General features: G+C 62.3%; 22 protein-coding genes. 10 read left to right on the forward strand and 12 right to left on the reverse strand.

The features are described 5' to 3' along the window. Positions 1–198: 198 nt before the first annotated feature. Positions 199–858 (reverse strand): ABC transporter ATP-binding protein, encoded by a 660-nt coding sequence (locus tag NZN28_RS09765; RefSeq protein ID WP_295397700.1) that lies wholly within the window; start codon positions 856–858, stop codon positions 199–201. Positions 859–876: 18 nt separating this feature from the next. Between NZN28_RS09765 and NZN28_RS09770 the strand changes: the two genes are divergently transcribed. The 4 genes from NZN28_RS09770 to NZN28_RS09785 all read left to right on the forward strand — a co-directional run bounded on the left by NZN28_RS09770 (position 877) and on the right by NZN28_RS09785 (position 4,338). Then, a complete protein-coding gene (locus NZN28_RS09770; RefSeq protein WP_295397701.1) occupies positions 877–1,554 on the forward strand; it encodes a Crp/Fnr family transcriptional regulator in 678 nt (225 codons plus the stop codon). A 289-nt stretch (positions 1,555–1,843) separates the two neighbouring features. Beyond that, positions 1,844–2,599: a 2-phosphosulfolactate phosphatase gene (locus NZN28_RS09775; RefSeq protein ID WP_295397703.1), complete on the forward strand. Its 756-nt coding sequence runs from the start codon at positions 1,844–1,846 to the stop codon at positions 2,597–2,599. A 298-nt stretch (positions 2,600–2,897) separates the two neighbouring features. After that, entirely contained in the window at positions 2,898–3,821 is a 924-nt protein-coding gene (locus tag NZN28_RS09780) for an IS110 family transposase (RefSeq protein WP_295397705.1), read from the forward strand. A gap of 319 nt (positions 3,822–4,140) precedes the next feature. Beyond that, positions 4,141–4,338 (forward strand): hypothetical protein, encoded by a 198-nt coding sequence (locus tag NZN28_RS09785; protein ID WP_295397707.1) that lies wholly within the window; start codon positions 4,141–4,143, stop codon positions 4,336–4,338. Positions 4,339–4,449: 111 nt separating this feature from the next. Here the strand turns inward: NZN28_RS09785 and NZN28_RS09790 are convergent, their stop codons facing one another. Together NZN28_RS09790 and NZN28_RS09795 are read right to left on the reverse strand one after the other, a co-directional pair. Beyond that, positions 4,450–5,022, reverse strand: a complete 573-nt coding sequence (locus tag NZN28_RS09790; protein WP_295397709.1) for a thioredoxin family protein — start codon at positions 5,020–5,022, stop codon at positions 4,450–4,452. A 44-nt stretch (positions 5,023–5,066) separates the two neighbouring features. Next, on the reverse strand, positions 5,067–6,032 hold the full coding sequence (locus NZN28_RS09795) for a type I phosphomannose isomerase catalytic subunit (protein ID WP_295397711.1): 966 nt from the start codon (positions 6,030–6,032) through the stop codon (positions 5,067–5,069). 593 nt (positions 6,033–6,625) lie between these two features. Here NZN28_RS09795 and NZN28_RS09800 point away from each other — a divergent pair. Next, complete coding sequence (locus tag NZN28_RS09800; protein WP_295397713.1) at positions 6,626–7,252, forward strand: metallophosphoesterase; 627 nt, start codon at positions 6,626–6,628, stop codon at positions 7,250–7,252. After that, a complete protein-coding gene (locus tag NZN28_RS09805; RefSeq protein WP_295397715.1) occupies positions 7,249–8,058 on the forward strand; it encodes an SDR family oxidoreductase in 810 nt (269 codons plus the stop codon). Before NZN28_RS09800 ends, NZN28_RS09805 begins: the two co-directional genes overlap by 4 nt. Here NZN28_RS09805 and NZN28_RS09810 read toward each other — a convergent pair. The 5 genes from NZN28_RS09810 to NZN28_RS09830 form a co-directional block, all read right to left on the reverse strand. Beyond that, a complete protein-coding gene (locus NZN28_RS09810) occupies positions 8,052–8,681 on the reverse strand; it encodes a flavin reductase family protein (protein ID WP_295397716.1) in 630 nt (209 codons plus the stop codon). The genes NZN28_RS09805 and NZN28_RS09810 overlap by 7 nt on opposite strands. A gap of 198 nt (positions 8,682–8,879) precedes the next feature. Beyond that, the gene (locus tag NZN28_RS09815; RefSeq protein WP_295397718.1) at positions 8,880–9,497 is read right to left on the reverse strand and encodes an alpha/beta hydrolase; all 618 of its coding nucleotides are present in this window, start codon (positions 9,495–9,497) and stop codon (positions 8,880–8,882) included. Positions 9,498–9,744: 247 nt separating this feature from the next. Next, complete coding sequence (locus NZN28_RS09820) at positions 9,745–10,701, reverse strand: ring-cleaving dioxygenase (RefSeq protein WP_295397720.1); 957 nt, start codon at positions 10,699–10,701, stop codon at positions 9,745–9,747. Positions 10,702–11,055: 354 nt separating this feature from the next. Further along, positions 11,056–12,048, reverse strand: a complete 993-nt coding sequence (locus NZN28_RS09825; RefSeq protein WP_295397722.1) for a VOC family protein — start codon at positions 12,046–12,048, stop codon at positions 11,056–11,058. A 183-nt stretch (positions 12,049–12,231) separates the two neighbouring features. After that, positions 12,232–12,768, reverse strand: a complete 537-nt coding sequence (locus tag NZN28_RS09830) for a YceI family protein (protein ID WP_295397724.1) — start codon at positions 12,766–12,768, stop codon at positions 12,232–12,234. Between the two features lie 121 nt (positions 12,769–12,889). Between NZN28_RS09830 and NZN28_RS09835 the strand changes: the two genes are divergently transcribed. Both NZN28_RS09835 and NZN28_RS09840 read left to right on the forward strand, forming a co-directional pair. Then, entirely contained in the window at positions 12,890–13,240 is a 351-nt protein-coding gene (locus NZN28_RS09835) for a helix-turn-helix domain-containing protein (protein WP_295397726.1), read from the forward strand. Between the two features lie 390 nt (positions 13,241–13,630). After that, positions 13,631–13,933: a helix-turn-helix domain-containing protein gene (locus NZN28_RS09840; RefSeq protein WP_295397729.1), complete on the forward strand. Its 303-nt coding sequence runs from the start codon at positions 13,631–13,633 to the stop codon at positions 13,931–13,933. Positions 13,934–14,257: 324 nt separating this feature from the next. Here the strand turns inward: NZN28_RS09840 and NZN28_RS09845 are convergent, their stop codons facing one another. From NZN28_RS09845 to groES, 3 genes are all read right to left on the reverse strand, one after another. Then, positions 14,258–14,908: a hypothetical protein gene (locus tag NZN28_RS09845; protein ID WP_295397731.1), complete on the reverse strand. Its 651-nt coding sequence runs from the start codon at positions 14,906–14,908 to the stop codon at positions 14,258–14,260. A 193-nt stretch (positions 14,909–15,101) separates the two neighbouring features. Beyond that, positions 15,102–16,739: a chaperonin GroEL gene (groL, locus tag NZN28_RS09850; protein WP_295397733.1), complete on the reverse strand. Its 1,638-nt coding sequence runs from the start codon at positions 16,737–16,739 to the stop codon at positions 15,102–15,104. 93 nt (positions 16,740–16,832) lie between these two features. After that, positions 16,833–17,114, reverse strand: a complete 282-nt coding sequence (gene groES, locus NZN28_RS09855; protein WP_367275830.1) for a co-chaperone GroES — start codon at positions 17,112–17,114, stop codon at positions 16,833–16,835. Positions 17,115–17,443: 329 nt separating this feature from the next. Here groES and NZN28_RS09860 point away from each other — a divergent pair, with 329 nt between their 5' ends. After that, positions 17,444–17,629: a hypothetical protein gene (locus NZN28_RS09860; protein ID WP_295397737.1), complete on the forward strand. Its 186-nt coding sequence runs from the start codon at positions 17,444–17,446 to the stop codon at positions 17,627–17,629. Here the strand turns inward: NZN28_RS09860 and NZN28_RS09865 are convergent. Then, positions 17,619–18,413 carry an RNA methyltransferase gene (locus NZN28_RS09865; RefSeq protein WP_295397739.1) on the reverse strand — a complete coding sequence of 265 codons (795 nt, stop codon included), beginning with the start codon at positions 18,411–18,413 and terminating at the stop codon, positions 17,619–17,621. The genes NZN28_RS09860 and NZN28_RS09865 overlap by 11 nt on opposite strands. 441 nt (positions 18,414–18,854) lie before the next feature. Here NZN28_RS09865 and NZN28_RS09870 point away from each other — a divergent pair, with 441 nt between their 5' ends. Further along, positions 18,855–19,502, forward strand: coding sequence for a thioredoxin family protein (locus tag NZN28_RS09870; RefSeq protein ID WP_295397741.1), 648 nt, complete (start codon positions 18,855–18,857; stop codon positions 19,500–19,502). Positions 19,503–19,714: the final 212 nt, after the last annotated feature.

Raw genomic sequence — 19,714 nt, forward strand, 5'->3', positions numbered from 1 at the left:
CAGGGTCAAGCAGCTTTGCTTTTGGCCCTGGATTCAGGAGGCTTTATGTGTCACCTCGTCGTAGAATTGGTATTACAGAAGCGCTGGCGGCCCAGGGGTATTGCTCTTATCTGCTTGATTGGCCGGTACTTTGGGCCTGGAAGTTGCTCTTCGGGTGCTCGGCTCATGAACCCTGGTCGAGGCCCAGCTATCCCTTTATTAGCCCAGCCGCAGCTCGGCCAGGCCCTGCACCAGATGTTCGTCGTGGGTGGCCACAATGACGGCGGTGCCAAGGTCCTGGGCCAGGCAGAGCATCAGCTCCCAGACTTTCTCCGCATTGCGCCGGTCCAGGCTGCCGGTTGGTTCGTCGGCGAGCAAGAGCTGGGGGCGGTTGTAGAGGGCTCGAGCCACCGCAATGCGCTGCCGTTCACCCCCCGAGAGGGCCTTGGGTAGCAGGTGGGCCCGGTCGAGCAGCCCCACCCGATGCAGCAGTTCCAGCCCCCAGGCCTTGTCTACCTGGTTGGCCAAATACCCTGGAACCAGGACGTTTTCCAGTGCGGTAAGTTCGGCTTGCAGGTAGTGGTGCTGAAATATCAGGCCGGTAAAATGCAAACGTCGTCGGGCCAGCACCTCTTCACTCAGGCCCCGGATGCTCTGCCCCTGCCAATGCACGTCGCCCGATTGAAGGGCCAGCAGACCGGCCAGGAGGTGCAGCAGCGTGGTTTTGCCGCTGCCCGAAGGCCCCAGAACGACCCTTGTTTCGCCCTTGTACAGGGTAAAGCCAAGATTTTGGAAAAGCTCGACCTCGCCGTAGCCAAAACCCAGCTGAAAAACCTCCAGTACCGGTGTGTTCGCTGCTATTGGCAAACCGTTACGCACCCTTGTAAAGTGTACCTGATGTTGGCCGACACGCAGGTGCTTGCAAAGACCCCGCTCTTTCAGGGGGTGCCTCCCCAGGCCCTCGAGGTCGCCCGCGAGGCCTTTGTGACCCGCAGTTACCCGGCGGGTAAACAAATTTTCGAGGCCGGCGATATGGGGGCGGCCCTGTACATTGTCCAGAGCGGACAGGTGCGCATTTACCGAACCTACCTGGATGGCCGTGAGCGAATGTTTGCCTACCTGGGCCCCGGTGAGGTGTTTGGCGAGATGAGCCTGCTGGATGACCAGCCCCGCAGCGCTTCCGCCGAGACCACCGTAGATTCGGTACTGCTGGTCTTGTACCAGGATGCTTACTGGAGCCTGGTGCGCAAATGGCCGGAAATCCTGCACAACCTGGCCACCATCCTGGCGCGGCGCTTGCGGGAGGCCGACCTTGAGCTCGAGGTGCTCTCCTTCGAAGAAGCCCGCGGTCGGGTGGCCTATGCCCTGACCAAACTTCGCAAGCAACGGTACGGCGATGGGGTCAGGATGAAACTGACCCATCAGGAGCTGGCCCAGCTTTCCGGAACCAGCCGTGAGACCGTGACCCGTGTGCTTCACGCCCTGCGCGAGGAAGAACTCGTCAAGGTAGGCTCAGGATATGTGGAAATAATTGACCCGGCGGGCCTCGAGGAGGTGCTGTTCGGGCTGCGGTAACCCGGGCACCAAAACCGAGCCGGCGGGAACGTTCGCCGCTTCTTTCGGTCAACAACCAAAAATTCAAGCTGCTGAACACGGCTCGACGACCCCAAGCCCCGACGCTCAGCCCGAGGAGGCTCTTCACATAAAGAGCGGTTTATCCTTTATGATTCCCTTCGTCCTCATCTATGCCTCAGATAGTCTCCATGCTTCATGCGGCCAGCTATTCCTGCCTGGGTGAACAGGGGCTTTGGGAGCATGTTTGAGGGTGGTCTTCTGAATAATGTGGCTGAGCCAAGGGAGAGTTATGCGCTTGCGGGCTGATCTGGTTCCCCAGGACAACCTGAGCTACCAGGATGTGGTGCTGGTGGTGGACGTAATCCGAGCAACCACCACTGCGACGGCTTTCCTGGAAGCAGGAGCTGAACGCTTGTACCTGACAGCCAGCCTCGAGAGTGCCCGAGCCTTTCGGGATGCCGATGTGGTGCTGGCGGGAGAGGAAGGGGGTCTCAAGCCTCCGGGCTTCGACTATGGCAACTCGCCCAGGGAGGCCAAGGAAGCGCCGGTGGGAGGCAAGGTGGTGGTCATGAGCACCACCAACGGCACCCGCACGGCGCATCTGGCGGCCCGTAGCGCCAAGCATGTCTTGCTGGCCTCCCTTTACAATGCGCACGCTGCGGCCCGCCTGGCCCACCAGCTGGCCACAGAGGAGGTAGCCATTCTCTGCGCGGGCAAGGAAGGCCGGATCGGTCTGGATGACGTCTATACCGCGGGCGTTCTGGCCGAATTTTTGCAGATTATGGGTTCGTATGAACTCGAGGATGGCGCCCTTACAGCCCTCACCACCCGCCGCACGTATCCCGATCCGCTGGAGCCGCTGCACCTCTCCGCCGCCGCGCAAGCCCTCAGACAGGTTGGGCTCGAGGCCGACGTGCCCTTTTGTGCCCAGATTGCGGTTTCTCCGGCGGTGGGGGTGCTCGAGGGGCGGGTGGGCGAAGCCCTCATTTTCAAGCGAGCCCAGCGCCCCATCAACGGGAGCCAGAGCCAGATCCCGACCATTTGAATCAAACAGGTCAGTCCCTTCAGCCAAGCCAACCGGCTCGAGGCGCTGTAACATTTGGCGGGAGATAATACCAAATCTCCCTCAAAGCGACACCCAAAGCCAGAATTAAGGTGTCTGTATGACACACTAATTACAGGCGCAAGGTGTAGCTCTCCGAGTGTCTGCCCATGAGGCTGGGGAATGAACTGCTCGCCTTGCGCCAATCCACCACAAAGCTGCCCCTGGCCTGATACTAGGGTGCTTTCGTAGCCCGATCCTATCACAGACTTGCCGGGGCAGCCTGATCACGGAGGTGATCATGGTCATTATAGGCGTAGACCCCCACCCCGCCACCCATACCGCCGTGGTGCTGGATGCCCAGGGTCGCAGGCTGGATCAGTGCACCGTGCCCAACGATCCCGCCGGCTGGGCGCCCCTCAAGGCCTGGTTGCAGCGCTTCCCCCAGGCCCACTGGGCGGTGGAGGGCGCGACCAGCCCCTTTGCCCTGCCCCTGGCCCGCTACCTGGTCGCGCAAGGCGCCCGCCTGTACGCCATCCACCCCTCCCTGACCAGCCAGTATCGCAGCCGGGTCGAACGGCGCAAGGACGATGGGCGCGATGCCGCCCATGCCGCCCGGGCCTTGCTGGCCAATCCTCAACTCCCCCGCTACCTGCCCTCCGAGGCCACCCTGGCGCTGCAGGAACTGACCCGTCGGCGGGGGCAACTGGTGTCGGTTCGCAAGGCCCTGCGCCTGAGCCTGAGCCGGTTACGGGTGGTTCTACCCGGCCTTGCTGAGCAGATGCAGGCGCTGTTGACCGCCCTGGAGCGCAGCCTGGACTGGCTGGATGCACAGATCGGCCGCCGGGTTCAGCAGCAGGCCCCGGGGCTTTTGGCGCTCCCTGGGATTGGACCGGTGTTGGCGGGCATCCTGCTGGCCGAGATCGGGGATATCCGGCGTTTTCCCAGCGAGCACCACCTGGCCAGCTATGCCGGGGCGGCGCCGGTGTACCGGGGGAGTGGGCAGGTGGGCCGGGGGTGCGTAAACCCTGGGGGCAACCGGCGGCTCAACCATGCCCTGCACCTGGCGGTGCTGACGCGGGTTCGTCTGAACCAGCGGGGGGCTCGGGACTACTTCCAGCGCAAACAACAGGAGGGCAAGACCCCCCGGGAAGCCCTGCGCCTGCTCAAGACCTACTTAGCCCGGGAGGTCTATCGCGTCCTCAGTGCACAGGGACGGGCTTGACATACTAGGTTCAATCCCAGCCTGGACTCGCTCTCCCCTACCCCGTTGGGGAGGCTGACCTGGCCTTTCAGGCAACCCGAAGGGGAGGGGCTTGAGAGCAATCCTATGCAGGGTATGGGTATCTATACGACTGCATGCTGAGTACCAATCTCGCTATTTACACCGAGGGTGGCCTTTTTTAGTGTAGGGCATTGCTTTCTACAATAATAATCGTGTATCTCAATCTGTGTATATTCAGCGGTAAGTGTAAATCCCATGCTACTGGCTTTGACAAAATAAACACGGTTTGTTCTATCGTGGAGTCCAAGGAGGGATTGCCGTGGAGACCACCCTGATTCAAACCAGCAGCACCTCAGGGGCCCAGTACCCAACCTCGAGCCGCCGCCTGACCCGCCCTGCCCTGCTGATTCTGAGCCGTCCACCCGTCAAAAGCTCGGTCAAGGCCATCTGGGATGGCTTCCGCATGAGCAAGGCCTGGGGTGAAGCCCTCGAGACCTACGACCTGCCCCACGAGTAGGCGCGGAACAAACACAGCAGCGGGCATAGCCCGCTGTTTTTTTGCTTGGTTGAACACCCAAAGGCTTCGGCTTTTGTTTGGAGCAGGAGGGCAGTGGCCTTCGGATGGCAGTCAGGTGGAAGCGATGCGCACGGTGGGCTCGTGACCGGGTTTCCACTTGATGGTGCAGCCAATGGCGTCCGCCTCGGTCACGGGGGGCTCCTGCCCCTGGAGCAGGGCTTCCAGTACACGTTGGAGGGTGTGGTCGGTCACGGTGGTGGGGTCTTTGGGCGTGTCGTTGACCCGGCCATGGTAGCGAAGCTTGCGGGCCTGGTCGAACACAAACACCTCCGGCGTGCGCAGGGCTTTGTAGGCCCGGGCCACCTGCTGGGTTTCGTCGAGCAGATAGGGAAAATTGAACCCGTGCGTCTGGGCAAAGGTGCGCATGACCTCCGGGGCGTCCTCTGGGTAACGTTCAAAGTCGTTGGAGTTGATGCCCACAAAGGCCACCTGTCCCTGGAATTTGCGGGCCAGGGCCACAATCTCCTCAATGGAGCCTTTCACATACGGACAGTGGTTGCAGATGAACATCACCGCCAGAAAAGGCTCGCCAAAGGCCGAGAGCCGAACCGGCTGGCCTGAAAGGTCGGGCAGCTCGGCGTCAATCAGGCTGCTGCCAGGGGGAAGCTGGTCGTACTGGAGCATGACCCCATGCTAGCAAATTCCCGACCAGAAACGATCAACCGACCTTATGGAAGCACCCGCACCGAGTTTGGATACCAGTCCAGCCAGCTGGGAGGGGGTACAAAAGCGCCCAAAAACTGCGCCTGCCCGCTGAGCTCGAGGGCCTGTCCGGCCCCGACCAGCAGGGTGTCGCCCCAGGAAAGGGGCCCCTCGAGCCACTCCGCGCCCCCGGCAATCAGGGTCAGGAGCAAAAAACTATCTTCGGGGGCCCGCAAGGCCAGTCGGCCTCGCAGGTGGTGGCGCTCGAGCACAAACGCCCCGCCGACCAGCAGGATTTCCTTGTGGTGGGCGGGCAGGGGAACCGGGTGTGGAAGGGGGGTGGGGGTTCGCCTGGCGACATCCAGCCCTTTCTCCAGGTGCAGCTCGCGGGGCCGCCCGTAGTCGTACAGGCGATAGGTCAGGTCGGAACGCTGCTGCACCTCGTAGAGCAGCAGGCCCGGCCCCAGCGCATGAATGGTACCGGCGGGCACCGGAATCACCTGTTCCGAAACCACCCACTCGCGCTGAAGTTTGTCCCAGAGGGTGCCGTCCTGGGCTGCCCGGGCCAGGGTCTCACGCTCCATCTGCTCACCCAGCCCATAGACGATTTCACCCTCGCCCTCGAGGATGTACCAGGCCTCGGTCTTGCCGTGAAAACCACTGGCCGCTTCCACGGTGTGCGCGTAAGCGTCGTCCGGGTGCACCTGCACCGAGAGCCACTCGGCGGTGTCGAGGAACTTGACGAGTAAGGGCAGCTCGAGGCCATACCGACCATACCCAACCTTGCCGATAAACTCAGGGCCAAGTTCGGGCAAGGCTTCGGCCAGGGTTCTGCCCGCCAGCGGCCCCGACCGAATGCGGTTTTGGTCGTAGGCCAGCCAGAGTTCTCCTACCGGCTGGTTGCCCTCCATGCCCAGCCGCTCGGCCAGGCGTGTTCCGCCCCAAACCCGGTGCATCGGTTTGGCTTCCAGGGCCAAAGCAGGAATCTTCATCCTGCCGATACTAAAGCCAAGCCCGATAAATCACCAGGCCTTCGCCGCGTGCGGGCTGGGTCGCCTTCCAAACTTCCCAGGGCAGGGCCTGAAAAGCCGAAAACCCCAATGGTGCTGGGGAATAGCAGTGGCCCTGGCGGTTGAGATAAGGGCCTGAACGAGCGAGGCTGGGGCTTCGGGCCCGGTAACGGTGAGGACAGCAGCACCAGGCTGGCACATCTTGAGAAGCGCAGGGCAAAAGCACGGCATCTTGACCACCTTGACCAAACCTTCTGGGCCTCTGGTTTTGTCGCCTCGAGCCGCCGGGGTTGAAGCCCTGAAAACAGCCTGGGCTGGCCGAATCGAGGGGCTTGCAGGGCGCTGTTCCGCTTTGACAAAAAGCATCGGATGTTTAGACTATAGCCAAGCCAAGCGCCTCCCGCTCGAGTGCTGCACGAGTCTTTATCTCTGCAACGCTGCCTGGGAAGCCTCTTTGGGCCCCTCGGTGAACCGCACGTTTGGCAGGGGACTCCTTTCGTCTGGTATCGACCTATGCCCCAGCTTGGAAGCGCAACTGCACAAACTCCACCCCCCGCATTCAGGAGTAGCCTCTGATGCGCATTCTGGCGCTCTCCGACCAGATTCACCCCTTCATCCACCAGGAGCGGTTTCCCGACAACCTGCCCCCTTTTGAGCTGGTGCTGATGGCCGGTGATTTACCGGGCAGCTACATCGAGTTCGTAGCCACCAAGGTGCGGGTACCGGTGGTCTATGTGCACGGCAATCACAAGGAGGAGTATGTACAGGACTACCTCGGCAACCTGACCGCTCCGGGCGGGGCCATCCAGGCCCATGGGCGCCTGGTGGAGGTGGCGGGCCTGCGAATTGCGGGCTGGGGGGGCTGCCCCCGCTACAACAACCGCGATATTGGGCAGTATAGCGAAGCCGAGGCCCAGGGCCGCTTTTTATCGTGGTATCCGGTGCTGATGGGCCGCCGCCTGTTGAAGGGGCACGGGGTGGATATCCTGCTCACCCATGCCCCACCCCCCGGCCCCCACGCCGGCCCGGACTTTCCCCACCGGGGCAGCACCGCGCTGGGACTATTCCACCGCCTGTACCGCCCCAAAATCCATGTGCACGGGCATATCCATCTGTATGAGGCCCAGCCTAAACGGGAGTACGTCAGTCCCGAGGGCGTGCGGGTCATCAATGCCTTCGAATACACTCTGATTGAGCTATGAAGATTCCCGGAAGCCTTTGCGTGATTAGCGGGGCCAGCAGCGGGATTGGCAAAGCCAGCGCCCTGGAGCTTGGCCAAAGAGGGGCCCGGGTGGTTCTGGTGGCCCGACGGGCGCAGGAACTAGAGCAGGTGGAGGGTGAGATTCGCGCGGCAGGGGGCCAGGCCTGGGCTTTTCCCGCCGACCTCAGCCGGCCAGAGGAGGCCCAACGGCTGGGCGACTGGGTGCTGCACGAGCTGGGAACACCGGAGATTCTGATCCATAGCGCCGGGGCCGGCGCGTGGCGCTTTCTGGACGAAACCCCCCTGGAGGCCCTCCAGGGTCTGATGGACACCCCCTATTTTGCCGCCGCCTACCTGACCCGGGTCTTCCTGCCCGCCATGTTGCAGCAAAACCGGGGCTTTATTCTCTCGGTCTGCTCCCCGGCCAGCCGGCTGGTCTGGCCGGGGGCGACTGGCTATGTGGCCGCCCGCTGGGCCCTCCATGGCCTCACCGAAGCCCTGCGGGCCGACCTCTACCCCACCCGGCTCAGGGTGTGCGCGTTTTTCCCTGGCAAAATCAGCGACTCCGAGTATTTCACCCGCAACACCGACACCGAAAGCCGCATCCCCCGGATTGGACGCTTGATTCCCGAAATTACCTCCCAGCAAGCAGCCCTGGGCATTGTGCGGGCTCTGGAGCGGGAGGCCAGGGTTTGGTTTGTGCCCTGGCAGCTACAGGCCTTCGACCTGCTGGCCCGCTGCTTGCCCCGCCTGGCCGAACACCTGGCCTGGAGCAGCGGAGCTAGGCGGAAGCCCCAGGGCTACTGATGGTTCTTGCGCCAGGTCTCGTAGCTGATGCGGGGCATCTCGAACAGGTCGGTGGTGCGCACATAACCCCCCCGCCCCCCCATGCGGCCAATCAGGCCAAGTTCGGCGGTTTTCAGGTAGAGCTTCTGGGCATCGGCCACCAGGTGATCCTGCACAAAAGCCCCCAGTACCTCGCCGATGACCAGGCGGTTGCGGCCAATCTCAATCACCGAGTGCAGCCGACACTCAAACCCCGCCGGGGCCAGGGCCAGCCGGGGAACCGCGACCTGAGCCGAGGGCGCAGTTTGTAGCCCCGCTGCCTCGACCTCGCTAACCTCCTCGGGAAACTCGGCAGCGGTCAGGTTCATGGCTTCGGCCAGGGCCTCGCTCACCAGGTTGACCACAAACACCCCGCTGCGCTTGATGTTGGCCGCCGTGTCTTTGGGGCGCTGGGGGTGGTTGCCCACGCCAATAACCAGCAGGGCCGGGTCGGAGCCCATGGCATTGAAGAAACTGAAGGGGGCTGCATTGACCTGGCCATTGGCGCCCAGGCTGGTCACCCAGGCAATGGGGCGCGGCACTATCAGCCCGGTCAGGAGCTTGTACCGCTCCTGGGGTTGCAGTTGGGTGAAGTCGAAGTCCACCCGCTTAGTTTAGCCTGGATGCGCTGTCTCTGAACTTGCAGCACACATCACGAGCCCTGCCGTCGCCAAAATGCACCCGTCACTCCGGGTAGGCATCGCCCACCATGATTCATGGCCGACCTGATGCCTCCCTTTGGCCACATTCGCAAGGAAGTGGGAAGCACCCGCTTCGGCAAAACGGAGTGCTGCCCCAAAGCGCTATTGGAGATGTGCGGCCAGCCATTCCTGGGCCGCAGCCAGCTCCTCGGCATATAGCGGGTGGCCGCCCGCCTGCCAGCGCAGTTGAACCTCTGCGCCTGCTTTTTTCAGGTAATCGGCCAGCGCCTGCACCCGTGCGGTGGGCGACCAGGGGTCGTGGGTGCCAGCGGCCAGAAAGGCCGCCTTGCCGGACAAATCGGGCAGCGGTTCGACCTCCAAAGGCAGCATGGGGCGCAGCAGAACGGCCCCGGCCAGCACCTCGGGATAGAGCAGCATCAGGGCCGCCGCCATGTTGGCCCCGTTGGAGTAGCCCAGGGCATACACCCTTTGGGCATCCAGGCCGTAGCGCTGGGCCGCATCCCGCACAAACCGGGCCAGGTCGGCGGCCTGGGCTTTGAGGTCGGTCTCGTCGAACACACCCATCGCCAGGCGCCTGAAAAAACGTGGGGCGCCGTTCTCGAGCACCCGACCTCGAGGCGAAAGCAGGTTGGCGCCCGGCGCCAGCTGCGCGGCCAGCGGCACCAGGTCGTGCTCGTTGCCGCCGGTGCCATGCAACAGCAGCAGCGTGCTGGCCGAAGCACCGGGTTCAAAACGGTGGATAAAGTTCAGGGGGGTCATGGCTCGATTGGGGTCTTGCCCTTCCATCGGTTGGGGGGTCAAACCAAAGACGAACTCTCGAGGATGCTCGAGGCGAACACAGGTTTGAGCCGGGCGCCCTCCCATCCCCGAACGCCTGTTCCTGGACCACACCGCTGCCAGGGAAGAGACCAGCCGAAACAGCAGAGCGGTCTGGCGACGAGATTTGCAGGGCGCTTGGGAACAGGCCGATAAGAAATCCCGGAAATTCCGAGGCAAAAGCATGCCGTCAGGGCTTTGCCAGGCTGGGGTTGGGGGCCTCGAGCCTGGGCAAGATGGCCTCAATCTGGGGGCGGTGTGGCTCCAGCCAGGGGGGTAGCACCAGCGATTCCCCCAGCTGGGCCGGGTCTTCGTCTACCGCAAAACCGGGGCCATCGGTGGCCAGCTCGAACACCACGCCGCCCGGCTCGTTGAAATACACCGACTTGAACCAGAAGCGGTCAATCTGCTGGGTGGCCGGAATGCCTGCGGCCAGAATCTGCTGGCGAACCGCCATCTCGTGGGCGGTATCGTCCACGCTCCAGGCCAGGTGGTGGATGCTGCCGGTGCCCCACTGGCCCCTGGGCAGATTGGGCAGTTCTTTGATATCCACGAACCGGCCCGAGCCACCGCCCGCCACCTCATAGCGGCTCCAGCCGTTTTCGTGTCCGGCGTAGGCAAACCCCAACACCCGGGTCAGAAAATCGGCGCTGGGCGCCAGGCTTTGGAGCCACAGCCGGGCCCCATGCAAACCCATAATCTGCCGGTTCTCGGGTACCGCGCTGCGCGCCCAGGGGCTGAAAGGGCGCGGGGCCGTCTCGACCAGGGCTAGCTCGAGGCCATCGGGGTCCCGAAAGGGCAGGGCCTTTTCGCCAAAGCGCTCTTCGGCTGCGCCGAGCCGCACCCCGTAGCCCTGCAGGCGGGCCTCCCAGTAGGCCAGGCTACCCTGCGGCACGGCCAGCTGCACCTCCACCGCCAGTCCGGTGCCTTTGCGGGCGGGGGCCATTGTCTCCCAGGGAAAAAAGGTCAGGTCGGTGCCGGGGCGGCCCTCCGCATCGGCATAGAACAGGTGATAGGTGCCCGGGTCGTCCTGATTGACGCTTTTCTTGACCAGCCGCAACCCCAGCACCCCGGCGTAGAAGTCCAGGTTGCGCTGGGCCTTGCCAGCGATGGCTGTCACATGATGCAGTCCATTGACGGGTTTCATCCCGCTCCTTTCGTCTCGACAGAAAAACCCTCGAGCCAGCGGTGGGCTGAGCGGTCAGCGGCGCTTGGTTGACCCCACGGGGCTCGAGCGCAAAGGCACAAGAGCGGTAAGGCCACCTCCGTTGGTGCCAGCTTCAGCCATACAGGCCACTTTACATTGCGCAAGGGCTCGGGGGTCGGTCTCCAGCATCTGCCCCCTGTCCCCGAGCCACCTGCGCTTTGCTCTAGCGTTGCCATCGCTTGCCAACCCAAGGGAAGATGGTTTGAGGCCCTTTGCCTACGCCCTGCGATTCTGCCAGACGTGAGGGCGCTGGCGCGCCGCCGCCTGCTCGTTGCTCAGGTTCGGCCCATCCCCCTAGGCCTCCGAATGCTGCATCGGTAAGGGGGCCGCGTAGGGGATGGCCGGCAGCTTCTGCGTGATCTGGGCCCGGGCGGGCTCGAGCCACCCCGGCAGGCGCAGGTCGGTGCCGAGCTGCTCAAAGGACTCGTCGTAGGTAAAGCCAGGGACGTCGGTGGCAATCTCAAACAACACCCCTCCCGGCTCGCGGAAGTAGATTGAGCGGAAGTACAGCCGATCCTGAACCGCCGTGACCCGAACCCCCTGGCGCTGAAGTTGCTCGCGCAGGGCTTGCTGGGTCTCATCGTCGGGAACTCGGAAAGCCAGGTGGTGGACGGTGCCCACACCCCCTCTGGCGGCCATGAACTGGCCGGTCTCGCGCACCTCAACCCGGCCTAAGCTGGCCTCGGCGCCGGGTAGGCCCAGATAGGTGATGGTATCCACCTCACCCAGCACCCGATACCCCAGCCCCTCGAGCAGCCGCACCGAGGGTTCCGCCCGCAGCACCCACATCTGCGCTGCAAAAAGGCCCCGAATGGCGTAGTCCTCCGGCACCGGCGCTCCGGCCCAGTGCCGGGACGCCGGAACACCAGGGGCCGCTACGAGTTCCACCGCGATGCCATCGGGGTCGCGAAGGGCCAGCACCTTGACCTCTTCCAGGCCGCTCGGGCCCGGAATCTCGCGGCGCTGCGGGCCTTCATAGCCCACCCCCTTTTCCAGCAGGCGGTGCATCCAGTAGCCCAGGCTTTCCAGGGGAATCGCCAGGCTGATGGTGGCAATCTGATGCACCCCAGCCCGCCCGGCCAGGGCCCGCTGCCAGGGAAAGAAGGTGAGAATGGTGCCGGGCTGGCCCAGCCCGTCGCCGTAATAGAGGTGGTAGGTCTCGGGGTCGTCGAAGTTGACCGTGACCTTGACCAGGCGCAGCCCCAAGACCCCGGTGTAGAACTCCAGGTTGCGCTGCGGCTGGCCTGCCATCGCAGTGATGTGATGTATTCCACCGACCCTGTGCATTTATAGATTCCCTGGCATGGCGCAGTTTTTCATGCTGGCCTGCGGCCCGGCCCGCCACCTAGAATACCGTCTGGTTGCCCAAAAGCTATGTAAGCCAGACAGGGGGGGCGTCGTGGCGAATCCCACAGCCCACCAGAGCCTTCAGGGGTAATCTGAGCGATTACCCCCGCGCTGCAGAAAGTCTCAGGCCGCAACCGGAGCTTGCTCGGCCACCGCCTGCACTTCGATGGTGAACCTGACTTCCTCGCCGACCAGCAGCGCCCCAAGCTCGAGCACCTGGTTCCAGGTCAGGCCCCAGTCCTTGCGGTTAAGCACGCCGGTAGCCGTTGCGCCGGTGCGGGTCAGACCCCAGGGGTCTTTAACCGGGGCGCTGAGTTCGGCCTCGAGCACCACCGGCTTGGCGACATTGCGAATGGTCAGATCCCCGTGAATCCGGTACTGGTTGCCCCCCAGGGCTTCAATCTGGCGGCTCTCAAAACGAAGCTCGGGGTACTGCTCGGCATCCAGAAAGTCTGCGGAGCGCAGGTGGGCATCGCGCTGGGCCTCGCCGGTCTCGATGCTGGCAGCATCAATCGTGACCTCAATCTTGCTGGGCACGCCCTGTTCGCTGGCCCAAATGGTGCCTGCCACCTTTTTGAACTGGCCGCGAACGGTGAAGATGCCCATGTGCTTGACGGCGAAGGCAACGGTGGTGTGACTGCTGTCGAGGTTCCACTTCATTTTTGTCCTCCTTGGGTCTGACCCGATTTTGCTTCGGATCAACAAGCGCATGGTATTTCATAGCGATATATTTTGTCAATCGTTTGGAGAAAGAAAGCAAATATGCTAGACTACAAAAGATATGGCCAGGCCTACTGCCCCCGAAAGCCCTGAAGTGGACCACAGCTTTTGTCCGGTCTACGAAGCCATTAATGTTTTGCAAGAGAAATGGACCCTGCACATCATTCGCAGTCTGCTGGATGGCCCCAAAGGATTCAACGAGCTCTCCAGAGCAGTCGGTGGCTGTAATCCGGCCACCCTGGCCCAGCGGGTCGAGAAACTCGAGCACCTGGGTATCGTCTCCAAGACCATTCACTCCACCATGCCCCCCCGCACCAGCTATGCCCTAACCGAGGCCGGCCAGGCCTTGCAGGCGGTGATCGAAGCCATAGACCGCTGGGGGCGGCAGTACCTGCCGGAGCCTGTGGTTTAGCCGCAGCAATAGTGGTTCGCTGCGCTGTTGACCTGCCCAGACGCAAAAGAATGGCCCGGCGCGATTGTTCAGCCCTCGAGGTTGGCCGGGTCGGCGGCCTTGCGCGATGAATGGGGGCTCGGTTGAGCAAAAGCGTCGCAAGTTGGAATCTCCGCAGAATCCACCGGAGCCTAGGCCAGTCAACCCGCTTTGTAAGCTGGGCTAACTTTTGGGCCTGATACCCGGGGGTGGCTTTTGTGTAGAACCATTCCTATTTGGTGGTAGTCAGAACCTTGCGGTATCTTGAGCCAATTTCAGTATGCTTTACTGGATTTTTTTCCAAAACGACCGTATGGTCGCTTTGTAATGCCGGTATACCTGAGTTGGAAGAAGCAGGGCTAGGCTGTAAATATGATTAAAAACGTGGAGAAACCCCTCGAGCCGGTTCTCGAGTTGTTGGGCCAGCGGGGGGTGTACACCATTCTGCGCGCGCTTCAGGGCGGCCCGCTTCGATTTGGCGCGTTGCAGCAGCTCACCGGCCTGCCCCCCCGTACCCTGTCCCTGCGGCTTAAGGAACTTGAGGAGTTCAGCCTGATTCGCCGAACCGAGTACCACGAAGTGCCCCCACGGGTCGAGTATGCCCTGACGCCTCAGGGTCAGGCCCTGCAACCGGCCCTCGAGGCCCTTGCCCGCTGGCAAGAAGAACTGGGCTGATACCGCCCGAACACCTTGCAAACTGTACGAGCCTTGAGGCAGGGGTTTGGGGGTCAGAGGCAGAAGGCGAAGATCCACAGCCCACCTCCGACTACCCACCCCCACCTTGTCTAGTCTTGAACGTTGCTTGTACACCTAACCCTCTTCACAGACCCGACTTTGAGAAAACTTTGTCCCAGAGCCGCATCTGGGAAAAGCACCATAGAACCTTCACCCTGGCCCTCGAGGCATGGGTCGGACTGGGTTCCAGATGGGCCTGGCGCAAACTCAAAAACACAACCAGCCGCGCATTCCGGCGGCTGGTTCTTTGGGGTTGTCCTGTGCTCAGAGCTTCAGGGCCAAGCGCAAAATCAGATAGGCGGTGTTGAAGTCGAAGTTGCTGAAGCCAAACTCGGGGTTGAAGGTCAGGTTGGGCAGGACATCGTAGTTGGCCCCCAGGTAGATGGTCTGGGCAAAGGGGCTGGGTACAATCTGATCCAGCGAGAGCCCCGCATACAGGCTGAGCATGTCCAGGGCGTAGCCAAACTCGATGTAGCCGTCCACCAGCCAGCTGAAGCTACCGCCCGACGGCACGATGGGCAGGTTGGTCACGAGGCGGAGCCCGCTGCTCAGGCTGGCCCCACTGCCCAGGTTATAGGACAGGTCCACGCCCGCCTGGGGAGAGATGTTCAGGCTAAAAGCGCTGGCAGGCGCAATGTCCACCTCGATAGGAACACGCACTCGACCATAAGCGCTCACGCTCAACGGGCCGTTGTTCACCAGGTCGGCGCTGTACTGGATGAAGGGGCGAACCAGCACGCCCACCCCAAAGGCCGGAGTGATGGGCACCTCCAGACGGCCCAGCACGCCTGCCGTCAGGTTGGGGGCCAGGGTGGTGCTGTAGTTGGCCTCGAGACGGCCAGTCAGGCTGAACTGGGCTAGGGCCGGGGTGGCCAGGGTGAGGATGGCGAACACGGACACTAAGAGTTTTTTCATATCTGTTGCCTCCTGCGGGTGAAAATATCATTAGAGCTCCATTTGTGCAAGTATGGACAAGCCCAGAGGCATCGGCCCTGTTAGTGATTTTTACGTTCTGAGCGAGGTTTCTAGCGTTAATCCCGGCATCACATGGTGTAACACAAGAAAACACCCAACCCCCAGGGGTTGGGTGTCGGGTGTGAAGCCGGGTTTAGAAGTCCATGTCGCCGCCCATGCCACCCGCAGGCGCGGCGGGGGCCTTTTTCTCCTCGGGCTTCTCGGCGACCACGGCCTCGGTCATGAGGATCAGCGAGCCGATGGAGGCGGCATTTTGCAGGGCGGTGCGGGTGACCTTGGCCGGGTCCACGATGCCCCACTCCATCATGTCGCCGTACTCGCCGGTCGCAGCGTTGAAGCCGTAGTTCTTGTCCTTCTTGCTGAGGATGTTGTTGACCACCACGCTGCCCTCGTAACCGGCGTTGGCCGCAATCTGGCGGGCGGGCTCCTCAATGGCACGCAGCACGATCTTGGCCCCGGTGGCCTCGTCGCCCTCGAGCTCCTTGAGCAGGTTCTTGATGGCGGGCACGGCGCGCAGCAGGGCGACCCCACCGCCGGGCACGATGCCCTCTTCCACCGCAGCGCGGGCCGTGGAAAGCGCATCCTCGTAGCGGTGCTTCTTCTCCTTCAGCTCGGTCTCGGTGGCCGCACCCACGCGAATGACCGCCACCCCACCGGCCAGCTTGGCCAGGCGCTCTTGCAGCTTCTCCTTGGCGTACTCGCTATCGGAGGTCTCGAGCTCCTTCTTGATGCCATTGATGCGGGCCTCGATGTCCTCCTTCTTGCCCTTGCCGCCGACCACGGTGGTCTCGTCTTTGTTGATGCGCACGCGCTCGGCGCGGCCCAGCATGGAGAGGGTGGCGTTTTCCAGCTTGAAGCCGAGTTCCTCGCTGATCACGGTGCCGCCGGTGATGGCCGCCAGGTCTTTGAGCATCTCCTTGCGGCGGTCACCGAAGCCGGGGGCCTTGACCGCGGCAATGTTCAGGGTGCCACGCAGGCGGTTGACCACCAGGGTTGCGAGGGCCTCGCCCTCCACATCCTCGGCGATGAGCAGGAGGGGCTTGCCGGTCTGGGCCACCTGCTCCAGCACCGGCAGAAGCTCCCGCACGTTGGAGACCTTCTTCTCGGTGATCAGGATGTAGGGGTCGTCGAGCTGGGCCTCCATGGCGTCGGGGTTGTTGACGAAGTAGGGCGAGATGTAGCCCTTGTCGAACTGATACCCTTCCACAAAGTTGAGCTCGGTGTCCAGGCTCTTGGACTCCTCGACGGTGATGACCCCTTCGCGGCCCACCTTCTCCATGGCATCGGCAATCAGGTTGCCGATTTCGGCGTCGTTGTTGGCCGAGACGCTGGCCACTTCAAAGATGGCCTTGCGGTCGTTGACGGGTACGGCCAGCTCCTGAATGCTCTTGATGGCCACCTCGACCGCTTTATCAATGCCGCGCTTCAGCTCGAGGGGGTTGGCCCCGGCGGCCACGTTGCGCAGCCCTTCGCGCACGATGGCCTGGCCCAGCACGGTGGCGGTGGTGGTGCCGTCGCCGGTGATGTCGTTGGTCTTGGAGGCAATCTCGATCATCAGCTTGGCGCCGATGTTCTCCAGATGGTCCTCTAGCTCCACTTCCTTGGCCACGCTCACCCCGTCTTTGGTGATGGTGGGGCTACCGAACTTCTTCTCCAGCACCACGTTGCGCCCACGGGGGCCCAGGGTCACCTTCACGGCGTTGGCCACCGCGTTCATGCCGCGCTCGAGGCCGCGACGGGAAGCTTCATCAAAAACCAGCATTTTTGCCATGGTTTGACTCCTTTCAGTCGTACACGTATCGAATGGCTAATAGCCTTTTGGGTTTTTGCGATTGACTATGGACTATCAGCTATCGGCTTTGACTTACATCACCGCCAGCAAATCACGCTCGGAGAGGATGATGTACTCTTCTCCGTCAATCTCGATTTCGGTACCGCCGTACTTGGCAAAAACCACGGTATCCCCCTGCTTGACCTCCAGGGGCACTTTGGTTCCATTGTCCAGCACCCGCCCGCTACCCACGGCAATCACCTTGCCCTTCTGGGGTTTTTCCTTGGCGGTATCGGGCAGCACAATGCCCCCTTTGGTCTTGGCCTCTTCTTCGATGCGCTTGACCACCACACGGTCACCGAGGGGTCTGAGCATGGTTGCTGTTGCCATAGAACTACCTCCTGTTATAGCTTTATTGACAGTCGTGGGTTTAGAGTGTCAACCCGAAGACATATTATTCCGGCCTATCCATAAGAATGTCAAGAGGGCTGGGCTACAAGACCCAAAACAGTTGAGTCTCTTGGTATCAAGTTCAGTATAGAACCTCCGTTGAAGAAGCAAACTGGACAAAGTTATGTAGCTGCCGGTTCTGGATGGCAGGCGGTCTCGGTAGCCCATATGCCATTTGGAGTTGTCGCCAGGGTAGTGTCCCGACCTCGAGTTTCCCCACAACCAGGTCGGGCTGGTTTTGGGCACCGGCCCTTTTGGCCCGGCAGCGCGGCCTGGAAGCCATTGGCCATAGCGCTTCGAACCCACTCGGGGAGTTCAGCTCCAACACCCGCTTCGGCGAACCCCTGGTCTGCGGGCAGATGGCGCTGGATCTGCTTCTGAACAAGCAGCCCAAGTATCTGGGGGCGCCAATTCGGATTGGCATAGACCCTATTCAGTAGCCCGGCGCTGTCTTTTTGCCTCGTAAAGCACCAAAGCGGCGGTGACCGAGACGTTGAGGCTATCGGCCTGGCCTTGCATGGGAATCCTGACCTTCAGGCGGGCCCGGTTCAGCCATTCATCACTCAACCCGGTGTGTTCCGGCCCCAGCACAATGGCCACCGAACCGCGCAAGTCGGCGTCCCAGTAAACCCGGTCGGTGTGGGGCGTGGTGGCCACCAGGGCAATTTGCTGCTTTTCCAGCCATTCCAGCACCATCGGTTCTGGGGCCGCAAAGGTCGGCAGCGAAAACACCACACCGGTGGAGTTGCGAATTACCTGGGGGCTGTAGAGGTCCACCCCATCCACCACCAGCACCGCATCGGCCCCGGCTGCATCTGCCGAGCGCAGCAAGGCCCCCAGGTTGCCGGGTTTTTCCAGCCCCACCGCCACCAGGAGCAGGGCCTCTTGGGGGGGGTTGAAACGGGCCAGGGAGGGGCTGGGCACTCGGGCTACGGCCACGACGCCCGCCGGGTTCTCGCGGGCGCTGAGTTTCTTGAGAACCGGTTCGGAAACTTCTTTCACCGCATGGCGCTCGAGACCCCCCAGTGCCGCCACCGTTCGGGCCTCCTCGGGGTTCAGGTGCTCACCGCAGTACGCCTCCACAACCTCTATGCCCGCCGCCAGGGCCCGCGCAATCTCCCTCGAGCCCTCTATCAAAAACAGCCCCGTTCGCTCGCGCTCTTTGCGTTCTTTGAGGGCGGCTGCGGCCTTGATGCGGGGGTTGGCGGGGGAGGATAGACGCATGGCTCAGCTTGGTTGGTCGGATAATAGCAGATCTTTGGTCACAACCATCGTGGTTTTTATCGCGCTCTTCACAGTCGTAGCCGCCCACGAAAACGAGAAGGGACAAAGAAACGTGCCTCACCTCGGTGAAGCACGCTTGTCTGCGTTGAGTCTGTGCCCAGACGCATGTTTTCGAGTTTCCAGGCGGCCACTGCTCTGTTCAGAACCAGGCTTTCTCGAAGAATGGCTCACAATATGCGAAGAGCGCTCTATCGCCATACAGGAGAGCCTGCCGGGGTCGGTGGAACCCAAGCCCCAGCAGGCCCGGTGCAAGGCTGGGGTTGCGAGTCTCAAAGCTGGGTTGGCCCCTTGCACCTTCGCAAAACAGGGAACCAAACGGCGCCACCGGGGAAGTGTCCCGGCTGACGGTTGCTGATGGCCCCATTGGCTAAACTTTAGCGCATGAGAGAGCGCATGTACGCCATCACCACCCCCGAAGAGGCCGATTCGTTCATCGAAAGCCAGACCGTTACGGCCATCTTCAAAGCGGGCACCTGCCACAAGACCATGCAGGGCTGGGGCCATGTGGAAAAAATGCTGCGTGAGCGGCCCGAAATTCCCGTCGGCATCATCAAGGTGGTGGAGCATCGTCCGGCCTCCAACCGGGTGGCCGAGCGCACCGGCATTGTGCACCACTCACCGCAGATTATCCTTTTTCGCAACGGCCAGCCGCTTTTCGAGCTCAACAACTGGGACATCACCCCGGAGAACCTCGAGCATCTCTTCCACCTGCACCTCCCCGACGTAAAGGTCGAAAAACCGCAGGAAAGCGGCAAGAGCAACCTCGAGCCCTACAAACGCCTGATGGACGCCTATTTGAGCGGGGCCGTCAGCGAGCCCCAGTTCACCTGGACGTACCTCAACATGTTCCGCGAGGATGCCTCGCTGCGCTCCCAGGAAGAGTTTGCGCTGCTCAACTCGCTGTTTGGCAACCCCGACGAGCACCACATCCACCCCCGGGCCATCCTGCAGTTTGAGCAGGAAAACCCCCAGGCCACGCCCCTGCGCGAGCGGGTGCAGGCCCTGCGAAGCCAGCTCGATGCCCTCTAACTTCAGGCGTACAAGCCACTTTCAGGGATACGCCAGAGGGTGAACGGGAAAGGCGCGTGGGCCTCCAACACCGGCCCCCAAGCCCCTGCGCTCTACCCCCGTTTGCCAAGCGTTCAGGCTGAGATGGCATAAACCCCAGGGGCCCACACGCGGCCATGTTCGCCAGGAGGTTGTGAAAGGCGCACCCGCCGGTTTTTGGGAAGGTCACCTCA

It is taken from the genome of Meiothermus sp., from assembly GCF_025056915.1.
In the GTDB taxonomy this organism is placed as follows: Bacteria; Deinococcota; Deinococci; order Deinococcales; family Thermaceae; genus Meiothermus.